Annotated in this window: 18 protein-coding genes; 6 read left to right on the top strand and 12 right to left on the bottom strand. The window is 68.0% G+C overall.

All coding sequences use genetic code 11. The features are described from left to right. Nucleotides 1–48: 48 nt before the first annotated feature. Nucleotides 49–1,827 (top strand): ABC-F family ATP-binding cassette domain-containing protein, encoded by a 1,779-nt coding sequence (locus A7E77_RS09615; protein ID WP_063687543.1) that lies wholly within the window; start codon nt 49–51, stop codon nt 1,825–1,827. Nucleotides 1,828–2,174: 347 nt separating this feature from the next. Here the strand turns inward: A7E77_RS09615 and A7E77_RS09610 are convergent, their stop codons facing one another. The 5 genes from A7E77_RS09610 to A7E77_RS09590 all read right to left on the bottom strand — a co-directional run bounded on the left by A7E77_RS09610 (nt 2,175) and on the right by A7E77_RS09590 (nt 9,841). Next, entirely contained in the window at nt 2,175–2,993 is an 819-nt protein-coding gene (locus A7E77_RS09610) for a DUF815 domain-containing protein (protein WP_063689853.1), read from the bottom strand. 70 nt (nt 2,994–3,063) lie between these two features. Further along, on the bottom strand, nt 3,064–5,061 hold the full coding sequence (locus A7E77_RS09605; protein WP_063687542.1) for a tetratricopeptide repeat protein: 1,998 nt from the start codon (nt 5,059–5,061) through the stop codon (nt 3,064–3,066). Then, nucleotides 5,054–6,412 carry a PEP-CTERM-box response regulator transcription factor gene (gene prsR / locus A7E77_RS09600; RefSeq protein ID WP_063687540.1) on the bottom strand — a complete coding sequence of 453 codons (1,359 nt, stop codon included), beginning with the start codon at nt 6,410–6,412 and terminating at the stop codon, nt 5,054–5,056. Before prsR ends, A7E77_RS09605 begins: the two co-directional genes overlap by 8 nt. Then, nucleotides 6,409–8,442, bottom strand: a complete 2,034-nt coding sequence (gene prsK / locus A7E77_RS09595) for an XrtA/PEP-CTERM system histidine kinase PrsK (protein WP_226341704.1) — start codon at nt 8,440–8,442, stop codon at nt 6,409–6,411. Before prsK ends, prsR begins: the two co-directional genes overlap by 4 nt. A 10-nt stretch (nt 8,443–8,452) precedes the next feature. Beyond that, the gene (locus A7E77_RS09590) at nt 8,453–9,841 is read right to left on the bottom strand and encodes a TIGR03013 family XrtA/PEP-CTERM system glycosyltransferase (RefSeq protein WP_063687536.1); all 1,389 of its coding nucleotides are present in this window, start codon (nt 9,839–9,841) and stop codon (nt 8,453–8,455) included. Nucleotides 9,842–10,055: 214 nt separating this feature from the next. On the opposite strand from A7E77_RS09590, the gene A7E77_RS09585 reads away from it, so the two are divergent. Continuing rightward, entirely contained in the window at nt 10,056–11,039 is a 984-nt protein-coding gene (locus tag A7E77_RS09585; RefSeq protein WP_063687534.1) for a mannose-1-phosphate guanylyltransferase, read from the top strand. A 16-nt stretch (nt 11,040–11,055) separates the two neighbouring features. On the opposite strand, the gene A7E77_RS09580 is transcribed toward A7E77_RS09585, so the two are convergent. The 6 genes from A7E77_RS09580 to A7E77_RS09555 form a co-directional block, all read right to left on the bottom strand. Further along, nucleotides 11,056–11,517, bottom strand: coding sequence for a DUF3429 domain-containing protein (locus A7E77_RS09580; RefSeq protein ID WP_063687532.1), 462 nt, complete (start codon nt 11,515–11,517; stop codon nt 11,056–11,058). 38 nt (nt 11,518–11,555) lie between these two features. Next, nucleotides 11,556–12,119 carry a Uma2 family endonuclease gene (locus tag A7E77_RS09575; RefSeq protein WP_063687530.1) on the bottom strand — a complete coding sequence of 188 codons (564 nt, stop codon included), beginning with the start codon at nt 12,117–12,119 and terminating at the stop codon, nt 11,556–11,558. 184 nt (nt 12,120–12,303) lie between these two features. Further along, the gene (groL, locus tag A7E77_RS09570) at nt 12,304–13,947 is read right to left on the bottom strand and encodes a chaperonin GroEL (RefSeq protein ID WP_043060274.1); all 1,644 of its coding nucleotides are present in this window, start codon (nt 13,945–13,947) and stop codon (nt 12,304–12,306) included. Between the two features lie 78 nt (nt 13,948–14,025). After that, entirely contained in the window at nt 14,026–14,313 is a 288-nt protein-coding gene (gene groES, locus A7E77_RS09565; RefSeq protein WP_017977532.1) for a co-chaperone GroES, read from the bottom strand. Nucleotides 14,314–14,488: 175 nt separating this feature from the next. After that, the gene (locus A7E77_RS09560) at nt 14,489–15,130 is read right to left on the bottom strand and encodes an NADAR family protein (protein ID WP_063687528.1); all 642 of its coding nucleotides are present in this window, start codon (nt 15,128–15,130) and stop codon (nt 14,489–14,491) included. Between the two features lie 5 nt (nt 15,131–15,135). Beyond that, nucleotides 15,136–16,107: a hypothetical protein gene (locus A7E77_RS09555; RefSeq protein WP_063687526.1), complete on the bottom strand. Its 972-nt coding sequence runs from the start codon at nt 16,105–16,107 to the stop codon at nt 15,136–15,138. Between the two features lie 313 nt (nt 16,108–16,420). Between A7E77_RS09555 and A7E77_RS09550 the strand changes: the two genes are divergently transcribed. Both A7E77_RS09550 and A7E77_RS09545 read left to right on the top strand, forming a co-directional pair. Further along, the gene (locus tag A7E77_RS09550) at nt 16,421–16,783 is read left to right on the top strand and encodes a hypothetical protein (RefSeq protein WP_063687524.1); all 363 of its coding nucleotides are present in this window, start codon (nt 16,421–16,423) and stop codon (nt 16,781–16,783) included. Between the two features lie 68 nt (nt 16,784–16,851). Then, complete coding sequence (locus A7E77_RS09545; RefSeq protein WP_063689850.1) at nt 16,852–18,864, top strand: TonB-dependent receptor; 2,013 nt, start codon at nt 16,852–16,854, stop codon at nt 18,862–18,864. 43 nt (nt 18,865–18,907) lie between these two features. Here the strand turns inward: A7E77_RS09545 and A7E77_RS09540 are convergent, their stop codons facing one another. Further along, entirely contained in the window at nt 18,908–20,926 is a 2,019-nt protein-coding gene (locus A7E77_RS09540; protein ID WP_063687522.1) for an alpha/beta hydrolase family protein, read from the bottom strand. A 145-nt stretch (nt 20,927–21,071) separates the two neighbouring features. On the opposite strand from A7E77_RS09540, the gene A7E77_RS09535 reads away from it, so the two are divergent. Together A7E77_RS09535 and A7E77_RS09530 are read left to right on the top strand one after the other, a co-directional pair. After that, nucleotides 21,072–21,842: an energy transducer TonB gene (locus tag A7E77_RS09535; RefSeq protein ID WP_063687520.1), complete on the top strand. Its 771-nt coding sequence runs from the start codon at nt 21,072–21,074 to the stop codon at nt 21,840–21,842. After that, nucleotides 21,839–22,627: an energy transducer TonB gene (locus tag A7E77_RS09530; protein WP_226341703.1), complete on the top strand. Its 789-nt coding sequence runs from the start codon at nt 21,839–21,841 to the stop codon at nt 22,625–22,627. Before A7E77_RS09535 ends, A7E77_RS09530 begins: the two co-directional genes overlap by 4 nt. Nucleotides 22,628–22,652: the final 25 nt, after the last annotated feature.

Genomic DNA, 22,652 nt, shown 5'->3' with positions numbered 1-22,652 from the left:
TCGCCACGCTTGCCGGGACACTCGCCGCCGCCTACCTGCGGGCGCATCATGGCTGCCCCCATTCTCGCTTACGAAGACCTTGGCGTTATCCAGGGCCACGGCTGGCTGTTCCGCCACCTCGACATCCATATCGGCGCACGCGACCGGCTGGCGCTGATCGGGCGCAACGGCGCTGGCAAGACGACGCTGCTGAAGCTGATCGCGGGCGCGATCGACGCCGACGAGGGGCGGCGCGTGATCGTACCGGGCACGCGCGTGGTGCTGCTGGAGCAGGAGCCGAGCCTGGCGGGCTGCGCCACCCTGGCCGATTACGTGCTGCGCGGCGACGATGCGCCCTTACGCCATGAAGCGGAGGCGATCGCCGACCAATTGGGCATCGACCTTGGCCGCGAGGCGGCGTCCGCGTCGGGCGGCGAGCGGCGGCGCGCGGCGATCGTGCGCGCACTGGCGCAGGACCCCGACGTGCTGCTGCTCGACGAGCCGACCAACCACCTCGACATCGCCGCGATCGACTGGCTGGAGGACTGGCTGGGCCGGTTCAAGGGCGCGTTCGTCGTCATCAGCCACGACCGCACCTTCCTGACGCGCCTGACTAGGCAGACGCTGTGGATGGATCGCGGGTCGATCCGCCGCGCCGAAATCGGCTTCGGCGGGTTCGAGGCGTGGACCGAGCAGGTCTATGCCGAGGAAGAGCGCAACGCGCAGCGGCTCGATGCCAAGCTGAAGATCGAGGAGCATTGGCTGCAACGCGGCGTCACCGGGCGGCGGCGACGCAACCAGGGGCGGCTTGCGAAGCTGAAAGAGATGCGTGCCGAACGCGCGGCGATGATCGGGCCGCAGGGGGCGGCGAACCTCGCGACCGCGGCGGACGACAGCAAGACCAAGGTCGTGATCGACGTGAAGCATGCGTCGAAGAGCTTCGGTGAGCGTGCGATAATCAAGGACCTCACCCTGCGCGTCACGCGCGGCGACCGGATCGGCATCGTCGGCCGCAACGGGGCGGGCAAGACGACGCTGCTGAAGCTGCTGACCGGCGAAATGGCGCCCGACGAGGGCGAGGTGAAGCTCGCCAAGACGCTGGACGGCATCGTCATCGACCAGCAGCGCAGCCTGATGGCGCCGACCAAGACGGTGCGCGAGGTGCTGGCCGACGGTGGCGACTGGATCGACGTGCTGGGGGTGAGGAAGCACATCCACGGCTATCTGAAGGAGTTCCTGTTCGATCCGTCGCTGGCCGAGGCGAAGGTGGGGACGCTGTCGGGCGGCGAGCGGTCACGCCTGCTGCTGGCGCGCGAGTTTGCGCGCGAATCGAACCTGTTGGTGCTCGACGAGCCGACTAACGACCTCGACCTCGAGACGCTCGACCTGTTGCAGGAGGTGATCGCCGATTATGCGGGGACGGTGCTGATCGTCAGCCACGATCGCGACTTCCTGGATCGCACGGTGACGGTCACGCTTGGCCTCGACGGATCGGGGACGGTCGACGTGGTCGCGGGGGGCTACGAGGATTGGGAGCGGCAGCGGAAGAGCCCGGTCCCGGCGGCGAAGAAGGCCGCGCCCAAGCCGGTCGCGGCGGCGCCGGTGCAGGCGAAGACGAAGCTCAGCTACAAGGACCAGCGCGATTACGATCAGCTGCCCAGCCGGATCGAGGCGCTCGATGCGGCGATCGCACGCGACGAGGCGGCGATGGCGGACCCGGCGCTCTACACGCGCGATCCGAAACGCTTCGCGGCGCTGAGCGCGGCGATCGAGGCGGCGCTGGCCGAGAAGGACGCGGCGGAGATGCGCTGGCTGGAGCTGGCGGAGCAGGTCGAGGGGATGGGGTAAAGTCCTCTCCCGGCGGGAGAGGAAGAGACGGCGCAGCCGGCGACAGGTGAGGGCGGGTGCGGGACGGCTGGTGGCCGTCGCTGACCGTCCCGCACCCACCCTCACCCTTCCCACCGCTAAAGCGGCGGGCCCCTTCCCTCTCCCGGAGGGAGAGGGAGCTGTAGGCGGGAATGACGGGGCTTGTGTGTGGCGGGCGGACGGTTCGCCTACCCCCTTCGTCATCCCGGCGGAGGCCGGGATCCATGGTTGCGGGCGATTCATAGGTCGCGGGCCCTCGCCTGCTTCACCGTGTCCATGGATCCCGGCGTTCGCCGGGATGACGAAGGAGGGGGGCGTCGGTCTTCGGATTAGGGCAGGCTGCGCCCCAAGCGGCCGGCGACTTCGGTGACATATTGCCATGCCACGCGGCCCGAGCGACTGCCGCGGCGGGTGGCCCAGTTGATCGCCTCGGCCGCGTCGAAGGGCAGGTCGTAGCGGGCGGCATAGCCGGCGACGATCGCGCAATAGCCGTCCTGGTCGAGCGCGTGGAAGCCGAGGCTGAGGCCAAAGCGGTCTGCGAGCGCGAGCTGGTCGTCGATGCTGTCGCGCGGGTTGATCGCGCTGCTCTGCTCCTCGATGTCGCGCGGCATCAGGTGGCGGCGGTTGGCGGTGACGAGCAGGCGGACGTTGGCCGGGCGCGCCTCTGCGCCGCCTTCGAGCAGCGAGCGCAGGATGCGGCCCTCCGCAGGCGCTTCGACGCCGAGGTCGTCGAGGAACAGCGCGAAGGCGCGCGGCACGGCGGCCAGCCTCGCGAACAGCTGCGGCAGCGTGTCGAGCGCCGCGACCTCGACCAACGCGATGGCGCCGCCCTCGGCCTGCACCGCGCCGACCGCGGCCTTGACCAACGCCGACTTGCCCGTGCCGCGCGCGCCCCACAGCAGCACGTCCTGCGCCGCGGCGCCGGCCGCGAGGCGGCGTAAATTCTCGATCAGCGCGGTCTTCTGCTTGTCGATACCGACCAGCAATTCGGGCAGCAGCGGCGCGAAGGCGCGGGCGGCGACCAGCACGTCCCCCCGCCAGACATACGCGGGATGCGCGGCCGGGTCGGCGCCCGGCGGCGGCGGCGGCGACAGGCGGTCGAGGGCCGCGGCGATACGCAGCAGCGGGTCGGTGGCGGGATCGGCCATGGCGTGCGTCATGGCTTGGCCGTCCGCCGCGCGCAAGCGGTCAGCGGGCGAGCGATCAGCGCGCAAGCGATCAGCGTGTGAGCGCTCGGGCATGCGCGGCGATGCGCGGGTCGCCGGGGGCGAGCGCCAACGCCTTGGTCGCGAGCTGGCGCGCGCCGGCAAGGTCGCCGTCCGCGGCAAGGGCGAGCGCATAGGCGTCGCACACGCCGGGGTTCATCGGCGACAGCGCATAGGCCGCGCGGGCGTAGCGGCGGGCGATGGCGCCGTCGTCGGTGGCGGCATAGCCGCGCGCGAGATCGGCGAGCAGCGCGGCGTCGCGGTTGCCGGCGATACGGCGCACCGCCTCCAGCGTCTCGATACCGGCATCGGCTTCGCCATTTTCGATCTGGAGGCGGCCGCGCAGGCCTTGCGCGGTCAGGTTTTGCGGATTCTGTTCGAGGAACAGCGACAGCGCCGCCGCCGCCTGTTCGGGGCGGCCCGCGCGACCCCAGGCGTCGACCAGTCGCAGCATCGTCGCCTCGTCGAACGACAGGCTGGCGGCGCGGGCATAAACGGGCGCGGCTTCTGCATAGCGGCCCGCGGCGGCGAGCGTATCGCCGAGCGCGAGCTGAGCGGGCGGCGCGCCGGGGCTTTGCGCGACCAGCACGCGCGCCTGGGCGATGGCGCCCGCGGTGTCGCCCGCGGAGAGCTGGCCGCGGATCACCTCGATCAGCGCATGCGGGTCGCCGGGATCGCCTGCCGCCGCGGCGCGCAGCGTGCCGACAGTGTCGTCGCTGGCGAAGCCGCCGGCGCTGTCGGTGGCGCCGCGCGCCGCACGGTCGAGCAATTGCCCTGCGGTCAGGCGGTCGCCGCGCGCTTCATAGGCGCGGGCGGCGAGCGTCAGCGTATAGGCGTCGGCGTCGCGGCGCTGGATCGCGGGGCCCAGCCAGTCGAGTGCGCCAGCGGGATCGCCCGCGCGCAGCATCGCGTCGCCGAGCAGGCGGCGGACGACCAGATTGGCAGGCTGTGCCTCGGCGAGCCGGCGCCAGGTGCCGGTCGCGCCCTCGTACCGGCCGGCCTGGAGATCGGCGCCGCCGTCGAGCAGCATCGCCCCCGGCGTGGCGGCGAGCGCGCCGCCGGCATGGTAGAGCATCGCGCGGGCGAGGCCCGGTTTGCCCGCGCGCGCGGCGAGGGCCGCTTGCAGATACAGCGCCTGCGGATGGCCCGGCCGGGCGGCGAGCGCCGCGCGGGCGGCGTCGAGCAGGTCGGCGTTGCGCCCCAGCTCGCCCAGCGTCGCGGCATAGCCGATCAGCGCGGGCGTGTAATAGGCATCACGCTGCAACGCCGCTTCGAACCAGGGCAATGCGGCGGTGAGGCCATAGCGGGTGCGCACCACCTCCGCCTGCAAGGTCAGCGGGCCGGGATCGCCGGGGGCGAGCCGCACCGCGCGCGCCGCCGCCTGCGTGGCGCCGGTGAGTTCGCCGGCATCGAGGCGGATGTGGCCGAAGTCCATCATCGCCAGCGCGTCATCGGGGTGCGCGGCGATCCAGTCGGTCAGCAGGCGCGCGCCCTCACCGGCATCGCCGCCGAGCGCGGTGGCGCGTGCGCGGGCGCGGACCGCATCGCCATCGTTCGCCGCGGCCTGATCGGCGCGGTCGAGCGCGCCCTGTGGATCGCCCTGCAACAGCCGCGCCTGCGCCTGCAGGCCGGCGAGCGCCGCGGTCGGTTCGCCGAGCTTGCCGGCGCGCGCCAGCGTGCCCTCCGCCGCGGCGCCCTCGCCCAGCCGCAGATAGCTGCGGGCGAGCAGCAGCATTGCGGGGCGAGACGCGGGGTCGCCGGCCAGCGCGGCGAGCGCGTGGTTGCGTGCGGCGCTGAAATTGCCGAGCCCGAAGGCGGTGCGTGCATCGGCGAGCGCCTGGGCCGGTGCGGGGCGGGCATGCGGGCGCAGCGCGAATGCGGCGGCGGCGATCAGCACGAGGAGGAGGACCCCGAGCGCGACTGCGCGGGCGCGGGTGAACGCCGGCAGCCTGAGCCGCATCCCGCGCCGCCGCCGGCGACGGCGCAGCATCGGATAGCGCGGATCAGCCATGCAGGTCGTAGCTCTTCAGAAGGTCGTACAGCGTCGGGCGACTGATGCCGAGCAACCGCGACGCGCCGGAGATGTTGCCGCCCGCCTGCGCCAGCGCCTGGCGGATCGCCTGCCGGTCGGCCGCTTCGCGCGCGGTGCGCAGGTTGAGCGGCAGGCCGTCGTCGGACGTGGCGACGAGATCGAGGTCGGCGGCAGTGACGAGCTTGCCGTCCGCCATGATGACCGCGCGCTTGATGCGGTTTTCGAGCTCGCGAACGTTGCCGGGCCAGCCCCATGCCTCGATCGCGGCGAGTGCATCGGGGGCGAGGCCGGTGACCGGCAGCTTCATCGCCGCGGCATGGCGGTGGACGAGCGCGCGGGCGAGCAGCGCGGCATCGCCCGGCCGTTCGGCGAGCGCCGGGATGCGCACGACGATCTCGGCGAGGCGGTAATAGAGGTCGTCGCGGAAGCTGCCGTCGGCGACCATCGCATCGACGTCGCGATGCGTCGCGCAGACGATGCGCGTATCGACGGGGATCGGTTTGCGTCCGCCGATACGTTCGATGACACGCTCTTGCAGAAACCGAAGCAACTTGACCTGGAGCGGCAGCGGCACGTCGCCGATTTCGTCGAGGAACAGGGTGCCGCCGGCGGCCTGTTCGATCTTGCCGGGCGTCGTCTTCACCGCGCCGGTGAACGCGCCCTTTTCGTGGCCGAACAATTCGCTTTCGAGCAGGGTTTCGGGGATGGCGGCGCAATTGATCGCGACGAAGGCTCCGGCGCGCCGCGGCGAGGCCTGATGCAGCCCGCGCGCCAGCAATTCCTTGCCGGTGCCGCTGGCGCCGAGCAGCATGACCGAGACGTCGGCCGGCGCGACGCGTTCGACGGTGCGCACCACCTTCGCCATCGCATCCGAGGCGTAGATCAGGCCGCCGAATCCTGCGTGACCGCTATCCCGCGCGGCGAGGCGGCGGTTTTCCGCCTCGAGCCCGTGGACGTGAAAGGCGCGCGCGACGATCAGGCCCAGCGCGTCGATGTCGATCGGCTTGGCGTAAAAATCCCAGGCCCCCAGCGCGATGGCGTCCAGCGCACTCGCGCGCGCGCCATGGCCGGAGGCGACGATGATCTTGGTGTCGGGCTTCAGCGCCAGCATCTCCGCCAGCGTCGCAAAGCCTTCGCTGGTGCCGTCGGGATCGGGCGGCAGGCCGAGGTCGAGCGTGACGACGGCGGGTTCGTGCAGGCGCAGCGCGTCGATCGCCTCGGCCCGGGTGGCGGCGGTGACGATCTCATAGCCTTCATAGGCCCAGCGCAACTGGCGTTGCAGCGCGAGGTCGTCCTCGACGACGAGCAGGACGGGCCGCTCCTCGCTCATGCCGCTGCCTCCAGCGCCGTCGCAGCCGGCAGCGTGACGCGGAAGCGGGTGCCGGCGCCTTCGCGGCTGGTGACGGTAAGCGTGCCGCCCATCGCGCTCGCCAGTTCGCGCGCCTCATAGGCGCCGAGGCCGAAGCCGTCGGGCTTGGACGATGAAAAGGCGCGGAACAAATGGTCGCGGATGAAGGCAGCGCTCATGCCGCAGCCCTGGTCGACCACGTCGATCTCGACGCGCGCGCCCTCCGTCGCGATTGCGATCGTGATGGGTGCCTCGGCGGGCGAGGCCTCGACCGCGTTCTGGAGCAGGTGACCGAGCAATTGTTCGAGCCGCCCGGGCTGCGCGAGCGCCGTCCCCTGCCCTGCGACTTCGATGACATGCTGCGCGCGGCGGGCGCCGGCCAGGCGTGCGGCAAGCGCGGCGACATCGACCGGCTGTAGCGGTTCGGGCAGGCTGCGATGATGCTGCGACAGGCGGGCGAGCAACGCGTTCATGCGGGCGGCGGAATCCTTGAGGGTTTCGACCATGTCGGCGCGGAAGGCGGGATTGTCGGCATGCCGCTCCGCATTGCGCGCGACGAGACTGAGGCCGCTGACCATGTTCTTGATATCGTGGAGGATGAAGGCGAAGCGCCGGTTGAATTCGTCGAAGCGCGCGGCATCGGCGAGCGCGGCATGCGCGCGATCCTCGGCAAGGTAGCTCGCCGCCTGCCGCCCGGCGACGCGCAACAGATCGAGGTCCTCCCAGTCGAGCGCGCGGTCCACCGCCGGGCGGGCCAGCAGGATCGCCCCGATCAGGCTGGTGCCGTGCAACAGGGGCACGAGCGCCCAGGCCTCGTCCTGCGTACCCATCCATGCCGGCACCGCCGCGCCCTCACCCTCCGGTGCGTCGCCGCGGCGAACCTGGTCGAGCGCGACGATGCGGCCGGTCGCGGCCAGATAGGCGAAGAGCGCAGTGTCGCCCGCTGCCACTTCGGGCGGATGTTCGGGCCAGTGCCAGGCTGCGCCTGCCTCAAGGGCCATGCCGGCGGGGATCAGCAGCAGGCCGGCAGGCGATCCGGTCAGCTCCGCCATCGCACGGACGATGCGGCGGTCGAGCGGGTCGGCGCCCTCGCCCGGCGACCCCAAAGTCGCGGTGAAGCGCTGCCATTCGGCGCGATAGTCATAGCGGTGGTCGAAGAAATGCTTGGCGACCTTCACCTTGGTCCAGGCGCGCAGCCAGGGGGTCGACAGCAAGGTCATCAGCGCGGTGGTCGCGCCGAGCACGATGGCAGTCTGCGCCACGCGCGCGGCATCGCCCGCATAGCGGCCGGCGACCTGCGTCGCGAGCAATGTCGCGCCGACATAGGCGGCGATCGCGGTCGCGACGAACAGCCGCATCGCGACGTCGTGCGACAGCGACAGGCCGCGCCGGTCGGCCTGCAACGGCACGGCGAGGAACACGGTGGCGACGGTCAGCGCGAAGCCGCGGATCACCACCACGGCGGGCGACGCGCCCCAGCCCCAGTCTGCCGCCGCGACGAGCAGGTCGAGGCCCCAGATGGTGGCGATCGCCGCCGCGATCAGCACGATCCGCCCGCGTTCCCGCTCGCGCCCCACGAAGGCGAGCTGGTGGACGAGGATCAGCCCGCCGACCGCCGCCAGCATGCGCGCGATCAGCCGCAGGTCGGCGAGCGTCGCCAGCGTCGTCGCCGCGAACGGCAGCGTTTCGAGCAACGCGCACCCGATCGCCAGCGCGCTGACCGTCGCGGTCGCCGCGTAGAGCGCATACACCGCCGCCACGCCGGCGCCGGTCCGCCGGACCAGCACCAGCATCGCCGCGAGCCAGATGAGGTTGCGCAACGACTGTACGACGCGCGTGACGAGGTCGGCTTCGCCGATCCCCGCCACCGCCAGCGCCCACAACGCCGTCACCGCCAGCGCCGCGACCAGCATGCGACTGTGCAGGCCGACCGCCGTCGCCCGACGCGACCAGGCGAGCGTCAATGCCGCAAAACCAAGCGCGGCGAGCGCATGCCCCCAGAGGATCAGCATCACCATGACGCTAGCGCGCGCCCGACGGCCACAGGATCACGCGCAACGTCTGCAACAGGATCAACAGGTCAAGGAACGGCGAATAATTCTTGGCATAATAGAGATCGTATTCGAGCTTGTGGCGCGCATCCTCGATCGACGCACCATAGGGATAGTTGATCTGCGCCCAGCCGGTGATGCCGGGCTTCACCATGTGTCGCTCGGCATAATAAGGCAGCTGCTGTTCCAGCTGCGCGACGAACTGCGGGCGTTCGGGGCGCGGGCCGACGAAGCTCATCTCGCCCTTCAGCACCGACCAGGCCTGCGGCAATTCGTCGATCCGCACCTTGCGAATGATGCGGCCGATGCGGGTGATGCGGGGATCGTCCTTCTCCGCCCAGACCGCGTGCCCCGGCACCTCGGCATCCTGACGCATCGAGCGCAACTTCAGAATGTCGAAGCCCTGGTTGTACAGGCCGACGCGGCGCTGGCGGTAGAAGGCGGGCCCCTTCGATTCGAGGCGGATCGCCACCGCGGTCAGCAGGATGATCGGCAGCGTGAAGGCGAGCAGCACCAAACTGGCGATGACGTCGAAGGCGCGTTTGAAGGCACTCGACACCATGCGGCCCGAGGCAAAACCGTCCGAAAAGATCAGCCACGACGGATTGACCGAGCGGAGATCGATCCGCCCCGTCTCGCGCTCGAGGAAGCTGGAGATATTGGTAACGGCGACGCCCGTGGTGCGGACGCGCAGCAGGTCCTGCAACGGCAGCGCGTTGCGGCGTTCCTCCAGCGCCAGCACCACCTCGGCGACCTGATGGTCGAGGACGTGCGCGGCGAGATTGGGAATGGCGCCGCGCGGAATCGCGTCGGGCACCACCGTCTCGCCATCGCGCATCGCGATGAAGCCGGCGACGATGACGTTGGCGCCGGGCTGCTGCGCCAGTTCGCGGATCCGGTTCGCCTGCGCGCCCGCGCCGAGCACGAGGATGCGCCGCTTGAGCAGGTCTCCCCCCACGAGACGCCCGACGACGCCGCGTACGATTACGAGCAACACCGCCGCGATCAGCGTCGCATAGGCGAGGTTCGATCGCCACAGCGCGAGCGGCGGGATCAGGAAGAACAGAATCGACAGGCACGATACGCCGATGAGCAGCGCCACCGCCAGCCGTGCCGCCGCGAAGCGGAGCGACAGGAGCGAGGCGACGCCATAGGCGCCGACCGCGATCAGTGCGACCTGCAAGGCGAAGGCGAAGGACAGCAATTGCGGCAGGCGCGTCGTGATCGGATCGACATGCATGCCGATCTGATAGGCCCGCAGCACCCAGCCCAGTTCGCCGGCCAGCACCAGCAACAGCGCGTCGACCAGGCCGAGCAGCAGCACGACATGCGGCACGTAATGCTTGAACAGGCGGATCATGCCCGGCTCCTCCGACGCCGTCCTGTAAGCTTTTCCGACAGGCTGTCAGCGGGGTCGCAGAAAAATACGAAGAAAGCTTGAACAAGCGGCGAGGATTATCGTTACGTTTCCGGTCCCTTCCTAATTCAGGAAGGAGACGGCTGGGAGCTTCCTGACCTTTATGACGATCGTCCCTGTGATCCTCTCCGGAGGATCGGGCACCCGGCTGTGGCCCATGTCGAGCCCAGAAACGCCCAAGCAGCTGCTGCCGCTGACGGCGGACGAGACGATGCTACAGCTGACCGCACGACGGGCGCATGGCGAGGCGTTTGCGGCGCCGATCGTCGTGGCCAATGCGCGGCATGCCGATGCGATCGACGAACAGCTCGCCGCCGCCGACGCTAAGCCGCAGGCGGTGATCCTGGAACCGGTCGGCCGCAACACCGCGCCCGCGATCGCGCTGGCGGCGCTGGCGGCGGGGGCAGAGGACGCGCTGCTCGTCATGCCGTCCGATCACGTCATCGCCGATGTCGAGGCATTCCGTGCCGCGGTGGACGCCGCGATGCCGATGGTCGCGGATGGCTGGCTGGTGACGTTCGGGATCGCGCCCGATGCGCCCGAAACCGGCTATGGCTGGATCCAGGTGGGCGACCCACTGGCCGAAGGCGTGCATCGCGTCGCGCGCTTCGTCGAAAAGCCGCCGCGCGACCGTGCCGAGGCGATGCTGGCGGCGGGCGACCATGTGTGGAACGGCGGCATCTTCCTGTTCCGCGCCGACATGTTCCTGGGCGCGCTGGCGGCGCATGCCCCGGCGATCCTGACCGCCGCGCAGACGGCGATGCGGCAGGCCCGACGCGAGGGCGTGCGGATTTATCCGGATGCGGAGGCGTTCGGGGCGTCGCCGTCGGATTCGATCGACTATGCGGTGATGGAACGCGCCGATCGCGTCGCGGTGGTGCCGGTGGCGATGGGTTGGAGCGACGTCGGTAGCTGGGACGCGCTGCTCGCGATCAGCCCGTGCGACGAGCGGGGCAACCACCACCGCGGCGAGGTGCTGGCGATCGACACGAACAATTGCCTGATCCGATCAGACGGCGTCCGCATCTCGGCGGTGGGCGTCAGCGATCTGATCGTGGTGGCGTGCGGCAACGACGTGATGATCGTGCCGCGCGGTCGCAGCCAGGACGTCAAGAAACTGATCGAGGCGATGCAGAAGTAAGCGGCGCGCCGGGCCGTCAGGCGATGACGGCCCGGGCGAACAGCGCAGCGATCCCCGCCGCGCCGATCAGCAACTGGCGCAGCCGCAGCGCTGCGAAATAAGCGGGTGCGTTGCCGGCGATCGCGGCGCGGCGATCGAGAAAGCCCGCGGCGACATAGCCGACGAACAGCAGGAGCAGCGCCGTCGACGCCTGTTCGACGACCAGCGCCAGACCGGCGAGCGTAAAATAGGCGATGCAGGTCGCGATCTCGACCGGCTTCGACGCCCCCGGATTGCCGAAGCCGAAGCCGCGCCGCACCCCGGCGATGAAGGCGAGGATCAAAGCGCCCCAGATGATCCCGAGATGCGTCGCCCAGAAGGGCCAGGGCGGCGGCAGCAGCCATGCGCCGATCCCGGCAGCGACCAGCGGCAGCATCGGGCCGTAGCCGAGGATGGCACCGTCAGCGGGAATGTCGGTGCGGGTCGCGTCGTGGTTCATGGCCGGCGTAACGAGCGGGCGGCGATGGGGTTGCGGTGTCAGTCCCGGGCGAAGATTTCGGTGTGCGGGATGGTCAGGTCGAGCGCCGGCAGCATGACGTCGTGGGGCTGGGCGAACAGGTCGTCACGCCATGACTGGGGGCCGAGGCGCTGGACGACGCGGGCCGTTTCCGCTTCGGGATCGACGAAGACGATCGTGTCGAGCGACGGCAGGTGGCGATACTGGCCGAGTTTCGCGGTTTCGTCGAAGCGGCCGGTCGAGCCTGAACAGACTTCGATTATAACGATCGGGTTAGTGAGGACGCGCGGCACCTCACGACAGTGAGTAGCGGAGCTGTCGTAACAGACGCTGACATCCGGGTAGCGGACGTCGGTATCCGTGACACGGACGCCTGTGTCGAAACCGTAAGGCCGACGGTCGGTCCCACGAAGCTTGCTGTGCAAGTACGTCAGGACGTTGCTGCTGATCTTCGCTTGGGCGGGAGTGCGGTCGTTACGTCTGCGGATGATGCCGTGGACCAATTCGCATTTGAGGTGTTCGGGGAAGCCGAACTGGGCAAACGCCCCGGCCGTGATCGGATCATAGGAGGATGCGTACTCCATAGCCCGAGCGTACCACCACTATGGGATCAAACAAAGGGCCGGGGGATTGCGCCCCCGGCCCCTGTTTTGCTTGGCGGACAGCGGCGGAGCCGCTGTCGTGACGTCGGACGGGATCGGCGTGGCCGACCCGCCGGCCGTTCTGATTTGGTCTTCGGGGCAGGACAGTGCCTGCCCCGATGCCAAATCAGAAGTCCATGCCGCCCATGCCGCCCATGCCGCCGCCGCCGGGCATGGCCGGAGCCTTGTCCTCGGGCAGTTCCGAGACGGTCGCCTCGGTGGTGATGAGCAGGCCGGCGACCGAGGCCGCGTTCTGCAGCGCGGTGCGGACGACCTTGGTCGGGTCGATCACGCCGGCGGCGACCAGGTTTTCATACTGGTCGGTCGCCGCGTTGAAGCCGAACGACGTGTCGGTCTGGTCGAGCAGCTTGCCCGAGACGACAGCGCCGTCATGGCCAGCGTTCTGCGCGATCTGACGCACCAGCGCGGTCAGCGACTTGCGGACGATGTCCACGCCGCGGGTCTGGTCTTCGTTGGCGCCGGTGACACCTTCGAGCACCTTCGTCGCGTACAGCAGCGCCGTACCACCGCCGGGGACGATGCCCTCTTCGACGGCCGCGCGGGTCGCGTGCAGCGCGTCGTCGACGCGGTCCTTGCGCTCCTTCACCTCGACTTCGGTCGCGCCGCCGACCTTGATCACGGCCACGCCGCCGGCGAGCTTGGCAAGACGCTCCTGGAGCTTCTCGCGGTCATAGTCGCTGGTGGTGTTCTCGATCTGCGCACGGATCGCCTCGGTGCGGCCCTTGATCGCATCGGCTTCACCCGCACCGTCGACGATGGTGGTGTTGTCCTTGTCGATCGTGACGCGCTTGGCGGTGCCGAGCATGCCGACGGTGACGCTCTCGAGCTTGATGCCGAGGTCTTCCGAGATCATCTCGCCCTTGGTCAGGATCGCGATGTCTTCCAGCATCGCCTTGCGACGATCGCCGAAGCCCGGTGCCTTGACCGCTGCGACCTTCAGGCCGCCACGCAGCTTGTTGACGACGAGCGTGGCCAGCGCCTCACCCTCGATGTCCTCGGCGATGATCAGGAGCGGACGACCCGACTGGACGACGGCTTCCAGGATCGGGAGCATCGCCTGCAGGTTCGACAGCTTCTTCTCGTGGATCAGGATGTACGGGTCGTTCAGTTCGACCGTCATCTTTTCCGGGTTGGTGATGAAGTAGGGCGACAGATAGCCGCGGTCGAACTGCATGCCTTCGACGACGTCCAGCTCGAATTCGAGGCCCTTGGCCTCTTCGACGGTGATGACGCCTTCCTTGCCGACCTTCTCCATCGCTTCCGCGATCTTCTCGCCGACTTCCTTGTCGCCATTGGCCGAGATGATGCCGACCTGCGCGACTTCCGACGAGCCCGAGACGGGCTTCGAGCGCGACTTCACGTCCTCTACCACCTTGGCGACGGCGATGTCGATGCCGCGCTTCAGGTCCATCGGGTTCATGCCGGCGGCCACCGACTTCATGCCTTCGCGCACGATCGCCTGGGCGAGCACGGTCGCGGTGGTGGTGCCGTCACCGGCGATGTCGTTGGTCTTCGAGGCCACTTCGCGCACCATCTGCGCGCCCATGTTCTCGAACTTGTCCTTGAGCTCGATTTCCTTAGCGACCGACACACCGTCCTTGGTGATGCGGGGCGCGCCGAAGCTCTTGTCGATCACGACGTTGCGGCCCTTCGGCCCCAGCGTGACCTTCACCGCGTCGGCGAGGATGTCGACGCCGCGCAGAATGCGTTCACGCGCGTCGCGGCCGAATTTTACGTCCTTGGCTGCCATGGTGGCTACCCTTTCGAAAATTGGAAGTTGTGGAAGTGGACAGTACGTCAGGGCCAAAAACGGCCCTGCACGTCACAATCAGCCGACAATCCCGAGGATGTCGCTTTCCTTCATGATCAGCAGGTCTTCGCCGTTGACCTTCACCTCGGTGCCCGACCACTTGCCGAACAGGATGCGGTCGCCAGCCTTGACGTCGAGCGGCGTGACCTTGCCGTCTTCGGCCTTCAGCCCGGTGCCGGCGGCGACGACCTCGCCCTCCTGCGGCTTTTCCTTGGCGGTGTCGGGGATGATGATCCCGCCAGCCGTCTTCTCTTCCGCCTCGACACGGCGGACGAGGACGCGGTCATGCAACGGACGAAAGTTCATTGCGAAGTCCCTCTTTTCAGTCAGTGTTACAAAAATCTGGCACTCACGATGCGCGAGTGCCAACGGCCGGGATATGTGTCGCGGGCCGGGGACCGTCAAGAGATCGGCGGGGCGGGAACCGAAGAAAGTCGTCGACGTTTTGGCGCGGCTCGTCGCGCTGGCCCCAAAAGCGGCGCTACAGTAACGCGGTTTGCACTGCTCTCCGGGCTTCGTGCCCGTTGGATGTTCGATCCTGACCTGACGGCTTCGCTACCGCTTCCAGCGGGCAGGACAGCAACAAAAAGTGATCGATCCGCGGCGGCCGGACAACATGCAGCGATGCGGGGTCATGACGGATCTTGTCGCGTAATTGCATAAGCAATCGGCCGAGCACATTGCGCCCCTCCAGCGCCTCGGACGTCCGGGGTTTCGCACCCCAGAACTCGTCCTTGCGCGAATCCTCGACAATCGGGCGATCCCCCGTGTCCAGCAGCAACGTGGAGAACGTCCGCCAGTTCGACGCCAGTTTGACCCGCAAGCACCATTTCATGATGGGCACCCGCACCTCGTCCCAGTCGGTACGCGACTGGGCACGAAAAGGCTTGGCTTTCATCTTCGCCGTCATCGGGCTGTGCTCGTTGATGATCATCCGCTGCACCTCCGGCAGATGGGGAAAACGACAGGCCTGATACAGCGCCTCCGCGGTGCGGATGCGATGCCCCATCAGGACGATCGGATAGCCCGGCGCCATGTTTGACAGGCCGCCGAAAGCGTCGCCCGTGCGGCGAAAAGCGACCACCTCCGATCGTCGATAGATTCGCGACTCCGGTTCGCCCATCACCCTCAATTCGTCTTGCGTGGGAACAGGGGATACCATGGATTGCCCGCCCACAAAACAAGCGGCGCATTGTTCGCAATGTTGCGATAGGTGACGAACATCGTTCCGAACCCGGGAGTGTGGAGCCATGTACTGCCCAGAGGGCGCATCTGCGGCCCCAAGAGAGGGCAACGCCGCCTAACGGCGATGCCCGATTTCAAAAACTCCTGCTCGATCACATCGCGCGCATCGGCGGAGGAAAAAAGCCCGAGCGAGCCGACGTGATTGCCTGAGCGTAGAACCGGAGGATAATCCAAGTCGGCGATGTAGGCCTCCGCCTCTGTCGGGATCGCCTTCGGCCGCAATACGTCCGACGTATCCGTGTATGCCCTCCTGTCCTCGATCCGCATGGAATGCCACCACGTCACATTGATCGTCTTGCCGACCTGCTTTGCGGTCTCGCCAATTTGCGTATCGGCATAATAGCTTCCGCCAGTGTGGCTTGCCATAACGACGATGGCGACCTCGGCCTTTTGGGGGGCGTGCTCCTCGACCCACCGCTTCAGATCGCTTTTGATCCGCCCACCGGAAAAGACGCCGTCGTCCAGGTATAGGTATAGTTGCGGATCGGCCCCACATTGCGCCGTTTTGAAGCCAAATGCCTGATGAAGGACGTCGTCCATCAACGACAGCATATCCCGTTGACTGTTGCCAGATCGTTGGAGGCGCAGGAAACTCACGCCTTTCCAAAACGACGCCGGATCGTCGCCGGCCAGCTTATCGCTTGTGGCGACCTGCGTTAGAAAGCCCTGCACATCAGCCTTGCTGACATACGCCTTGCCTAGGATATGAACCATTTCGCGCAGGACGTGTTCGCGGTTCGCCTCACTAAGCTGCCGCGCCCAGCGATCCACATGATCCGCCGTCGGCCTTGGCACTTCGCCCTGACGGTAATCCGCGATGATCGTGGCGATGTCGTCTCTCGGATCGTTCGGCATCTGTAACCCTTCATGTCTCGATGGGTTACAGTGTCGTACGATCGCGACACTGGCATCGCGATCTGCATCCGATTTGGCGGGAATGCCCTGCTAACCTTCCCTTCGCCCCCGCCCCGTCCGAAACGATCCGAATCCGATGGCGGTGCAGTCTGCGCGCGGCGTGCGACGGCATGATGACACGCTACGACAATCCGGCCGCAATCCGCGCCTGCGAGCGATTTCAGCGACTTGCTAGTGGGGCAACATGACAAGGATGATATGTTGTCTCTCATTCAGCTTTTAGACAGGTTCGCTCGTGTCGGGACGGGGCGGGATGAGACACACGCGACCCTGCCAGCGCCGGCCGCAGCCGGGCGTGCTGATGCTTGCGCTGCTGGCGTTGTGCGCGCTGCTGGGCGGCGGGGGCATCGCGCAGGCGCACGTGCATCCGCTGCATCCCACCGCCCGCGACGGCACGGACCGGTCGACGACGCTGGCGACCGCGGACGCGGATTGCGCGCTCTGTTATGCGCGCGCGGCGTTCGAACCGCTGCTGCCCGATGCGGTGCCGACGGCGATCGCGGCGGTGCCCGCGGCGGCGATCCGGCCCGTCCACGCCGTCGCCGCTTATCCCCTGCCCGCGCCGCGCGGCCATGGCTGGCGTAGTCGCGCGCCCCCGATCGACTCTCCGCTCTGATCCCTCCCCCCTCGCGCGTCGCCGATTGCGGCCGATGCGCGCCTGTGCCCGATTTCCCGGAGACGTTGATGCGTTCTTTCCTGTTCCTCGGCGCGGCCAGCGCCGCGCTGTTCCCCGCCTGCGCGCTCGCCCAGACCGCCGCGCCCGCCACTCAGACGGCCGACACCGGCCGCGACATCATCGTGACCGCCAGCCCGATCCAGCACGATCGCGACGATACGCCCGCCATCTCTGCCAAGGTGGATGCCGAGGACATCCTGAAGGCCGGCGGCGCGAGCATTTCCGATGCGCTGGCCAAGGTGCCCGGCATCGCCGCGACAGGCTTCGCGACCGGCGCCAGCCGCCCGATCATCCGCGGCATGGATGCGACGCGCGTGCGCATCCTGGAAGATGGCCTCAGCTCCTCCGACGTGTCCGACATCGGCCCCGACCATGGCATGCCGATCGATCCGCTCTCCGCGCGCAGCATCGAGGTGGTGCGTGGTGCGGGCACGCTGCGCTATGGCAGCCAGGCGATCGGCGGCGTCGTCAACGTGCTGAACGATCGTGTGCCAATGCACCTGTCCGACCGGCCGTTCTCGGGTGAGGTCAACGGCACCTATGGCACCGTGTCCAACCTGTATCAGGGCGCCGCGCTGGTCGATGCGACGGTCGGCGACCTGGCGCTGCACGCCGATGGCTTCGGCCGGCACGAGGGCAATTACGACACCCCGCTCGGCGTCCAGCAGAACAGCTTCTTCAAGGGCTTCGGCGGATCGGTCGGCGGGTCGTATTTCTTCGGGAGCAACAAGGACAGCCACGTCGGCGCGGCGATCACGCAATATGACGCGCAATACGGCATCCCCAGCGACACCACCTATATCGACATGCGCCAGACCAAGGTGATGACGCGATCGTCGTTCGCGCTGGGATCGGGCCTGCTCAAGTCGCTGAGCCTGGATGGCAGCTACGCCAATTACAGCCACGACGAAAAGGAACCGGACGGCACGATCGACACGACGTTCCGCAACAAGGAATACAATGCGCGCGCCGAGCTGCTGACCAACCGGATCGGCTTCATCGACAACACCGCGCTGGGCGTCGAATATCAGCACCGCAACTTCTCGGCGGTGGGCGACGACAGCTCGTACCTGTTCCCCGCGACGATGGAGAGCATCGCGGGATATGTCTTTACCGACACGAAGATCGCCGGGCCGCTGCATGTCGAGGCATCGGGCCGGATCGAGCAGGTGCATCTGACCGGCACGCCCGCGTCGAACGTCGCCGCCGCGCCGCGCTACACGCCGCTGAGCGGTGCGATCGGCGCGCTGTACACGGTCAGTCCCGCGGTGAAGCTGGGCGTCACCTTCTCCAGCACCGGCCGCGCACCGGCGCTGACCGAATTGTTCGCGCGCGGCGGGCATGACGGGCCGAACACGTTCGAGACGGGCGATCCGCGGCTGAAGATCGAGCGCGCCAATTCGCTGGAGGGCACGCTGCGCATCCGGTCGGGCAAGTTCCGCTTCGACGGCAGCGTCTACAGTTCGTGGTTCAAGAACTATATCTACGGCGACCTGACCGGCCTGTACTGCACCGACGACGGCGCGTGCCAGGCGACGCAGGACGACGACCACGACCTGCGCGAGCTGAACTACCGCCAGCAGGGCGCGCATTTCCGCGGGTTCGAGGGCGAGGCGAGCTACGACCTCGTCCACACGTCGCACGGCGTATACCGGTTCAACGTGCTCGCGGACTATACGCGCGCGACGCTGGACGATGGCAACAACGTGCCGCGCATCCCGCCCTATCGCATCGGCGGCGGGCTGAACTGGACCGGCGACCGGCTGGATGCGGGGTTCAACCTGATCTACGCCGGCAAACAGGACAAGGCGGGCCTGTTCGATACGCCGACGCCGGGTTACGTGGCGCTCGACGGCCAGCTGGCGGTGCGGCCGTTCGCCTCGCATCCCAATATGGAGATCGCGCTGGTCGGCCAGAACCTGACCAACGACACGCAGCGGCTGAGCACCGCGCTGAACAAGGACCTGGTGGTGATGCCGGGCCGCCGCCTGATGGCGACGCTGCGCATCGCGACCAACTAAAGGCAAAGGGGGAGCCGGCCGCAGGGGCTGGCTCCCAAAGCCCTTATCCGTCGATATGCAGCGCGGTGCGCAGGAAGGCGTCGCTCTTGCCGAGCATGTCGGTGCGCACGTCGCTATCGTCGAGCTGGTGGGTGAGGCCCTTATATTCGACGAAGGTCACGGGCTTGCCCGCCCCGCGCAGCTTGCTGGCCATCAGGCGCGATTCGCCGATGCCGACATTCTGGTCGAGGTCGCCGTGGAACAGCAGCACCGGCGCGGCGATACGATCGACGTTCTGCGCGGGCGAGCCGTCACGGATATGGGCGCCATGGCCGATGAAGCCGTCGACCAGTTCGAAATTGGTGAAGTTGCGATGTTCGCCGCGCAAGGTTTCGAGGTCGGTGACCGGCGCGATCGCGACGATCGCCTTGAACAATGCCGGGTCGAGCACCGCCGATTGCAGCGCCGCATAGCCGCCGTAGGACCAGCCGACGATCGCGAGCTTGTCGGGCGCGGCGATGCCCTGCGACACCAGATACCGGCCGGCATCGTTGACGTCGCCGATCGCGGTGCGCCACGACTGGAAGCCGTTCTTCTGAAACCACGCCGCGCCATAGCCGGTCGAGCCGCGGAAATTGGGCTGAAGCACCGCATAGCCGCGCGCCGCGAAGAACTGCGGCAACCAGTCGAAGCCCCATTCGTCGCGATCGCCGGGGCCGCCGTGCGGCAGGACGATCGCGGGCAGCCCCTTGCCACTGCTGCCGGCGGGCAGCGTGAGATAGGCGGGGATCATCGTGCCGTCCGCGGCCTTGAAGCTGATCGGCTTGACGCTGGCGAGCGTACGACCGCCAAGCGGCGGGCGCACCGACAGGATCGGCGACAGCTTCTTCGCAGTCCGATCGAACAGATAGAAGCTGCCGGGATCGACATCGCTGCCGGCGAACAGCACCAGCTTCTGTTCGTCGGCGCTGGCATCGACGATGCTGACGATCGGCTGTTTTGGCAAGGCACGGCCGAGCGAGGCGGCAAGCGCCTTCAGCGCGGGATCGAAGATCACGCGTTCGCGCCGGTCGGTCGCGAAGCTGGCGCCCACGACGCGCTGCTGGCGGCCGATACGGATCAGCGAATCGACGTCGACATCGGGGCGATCGAGCACCAGTTCACGCTTCAGGCTGCCGTCGAGCGCGACCCGGTACAGTGCCTGCCGTCCGCCGTGATCGTCGAAGCCATAGGCGACATTGGCGTCGCGATCGACGGCATAGGGATCGAAGCCGTGCGATACCCCGCCATCGTCGCTGACCACGGACAGCGGCTGCCAGCTGCGATCGCCCGCCTTGCGGTACATATAGGTCGTGCGGCCGCGCAGCATGCCGCTGTCGCTGGCGGCAGTGATGCCCATGATGCGGACGGTGCCGTGGCCGTCGGTGATATATTCACTGGCGCGGCCGCTGGGCCGTTCGACCTGCTGACGGCGCAGCGTCGTCGTATCGACGCGCTCGACGCCCAGGCCCGACGCGGTGGACGCGGTGATCGAGCCGGTGGTCATCTGCGCACCATAATCGCGCGTCATCAGCACCGAACCGCCCTTCGCATCACTGCCCGCCGCGTCATCGGCGAGGAAATCGATGATGCCGCCGCCGAACTGGCCGAAGCCGTCGATGCGGTCGCGCGTCTCGCCCGACAGGGGCTTCATGTCGCTGCCGTCGGCGTTGAGCGTCAGCACGCGGCTGTAGCCCAGACGCATGCCGTTGGTCGTCATCAGCGTCGAGATGTTGCAGACGAGCCGCGTCGCGGTCGACCAGCTGCACCCCGTCAGCTGATCGGGCCGGCCGCTGGAGGTGAGGATCGGTCGGGGCGTTGCGTCGCCGGTAAGATCGGCGACGTACAGCGCGGTGCCCGCCCCCGCCGCGGCGCGAACCATCGCGAGCCGCTTGCCGTCGGGGGAAATGCTGACCTGCCGGACGTCCTCACGCGCACCAAAGGCGCGCGCATCGACGGCACCGGCCCCGGTCTGCGCGCGCAAGGCGCCCGCCCCGCCGATCGCCAACGCCAACACCGCCACGCCGCCCAGCACGATACGCATACATCTTCCCCCCAATACTTGCGCCCGACGCCGTTTTCGCGGTGCGCGGCGGCAGGTTAGGCGAGACGCGATCGTTCTGCCAGTGGCATCCCGTTGCAGCGGCGCGCCGCAATGCTAGGCTCGCAAAAAATATCGGGGGATAAGTATGATGATCGGACTGGTCGCGCTGGCGTTACAGGCCGCCGCACCTTCGGGCGGCAGTATAGATGCGGCAGGCAAGTGGGGCGTGGACTATAGCCCCGAACAGTGCATCATCAACCGGCAGTTCGGGTCCGGCCCGGTCAAGTCGTTCCTTGCCGTCGATGCAGATCCGATGACCGGCACCGGCTATCTCGTCCTGCTCATTCCCGGCGTTGCGACGAAGGGGACTTTCGGCACTGCCACAATGACCGTCGCCCCGGGCGGCGCGACGCTGCGGCCGATATGGTTCGCCCGCAGATCGAAGGACGCGCGGGCGGCGATCGAGATCTGGGTCGGCCAGGACGGCTGGGCCGCGATTACGGCGGGCGACACGCTGACGATCAAGGGGCCGTTCGCGTCGCCCGTATCCGTGCCGATCCATGGGATCGACAAGGCGATCGCGGCTGCCAAGACGTGCGGCCGGACGCTGCTGCAATCCTGGGGCGCGGACCCCGATGCGATGATCGACACCTCCGGTCCGAATAACGCCGGTAGCTGGGTCAGCTATTCGGACTATCCGGCTGAAGCGCTGCGCAATGGCGAATCGGGCACGGTGAAGATCCTGCTGACGATCGATCCCAAGGGGCGGCCACGCGACTGCAAGGTGGTGGTCAGTTCGCGTTCGCCGTTGCTCGATGCGACGACGTGCCGGATCATGACGGCGCGCGCGAAGTTCGAACCCTCGTCGCGAGAGACGCGCTACGTGTTTAAGCGCACCGACTGGAGGGTGCCATGATGACGGCGGGGGCCCCGGCTGGCGCGATCATCGCCCTCGCCTTGCAAGCCGCGACTCCGGCGGCGCATGTCGATCGATCGGCGGCGAAATGGGGCGTCGAATATGCACCGAACCAGTGCATCATCAACCGGGCGTTCGGGGATGGGCCGAAGCCTGCGATTTTGGCGATCGACGTCGATCCCGTGTACGGCGGCGGTGACCTCGTCCTGTTGACGGCGACACCCGTGTATCGGGGTAAGTCCGGCGTCGCTACCATCACGCTTGCGCCGACGGGACCGTCGCTGCGAGCGTCGTGGATCGCTGCGCCGACGCAGCAGGGCGGCTATGCGCTGCGCCTGTTGCTGGAGCCGGAAAAATGGCAGCAGATCAGGACGGCCAAGCAGCTGTCGATCGACGCTGGAGCAATTTTTCCGGTGTCCGTGCCGGTCGAGGGTATCGACAAAGCCTTCGCCGCCGCGAAGGCGTGCGGCCGCGACCTGCTCAAGTCCTGGGGGGCCGATCCCGATGCCATGATCGACACGGGAGGTCAGCTCAACCGCGACTGGATACAGGTTGCCGATTACCCGGCAGACGCCTTCCGTAGCGGTCAGCAGGGCATTGTGCGCATTCTGGTGACGGTCGATGCGACCGGCAGGCCGACCGCCTGCAAGGTCGCAAGAAGCTCTGGTGTGCCGTCGTTGGACGCAGCGACATGCACCGCCATGATGACCCGTGGCCGGTTTTCGCCATCGGACAGGAAAGTCCGCTATTTTTATCAGAAGACGAACTGGATCAATCCGAACTGACGAACCAGATCCCACATCCGTATTA

It is taken from the genome of Sphingomonas sp. NIC1, assembly GCF_001638925.1.
Taxonomy (GTDB): domain Bacteria; phylum Pseudomonadota; class Alphaproteobacteria; order Sphingomonadales; family Sphingomonadaceae; genus Sphingomonas; species Sphingomonas aquatilis.
This window is presented reverse-complemented; position numbering and strand designations above follow the sequence as displayed.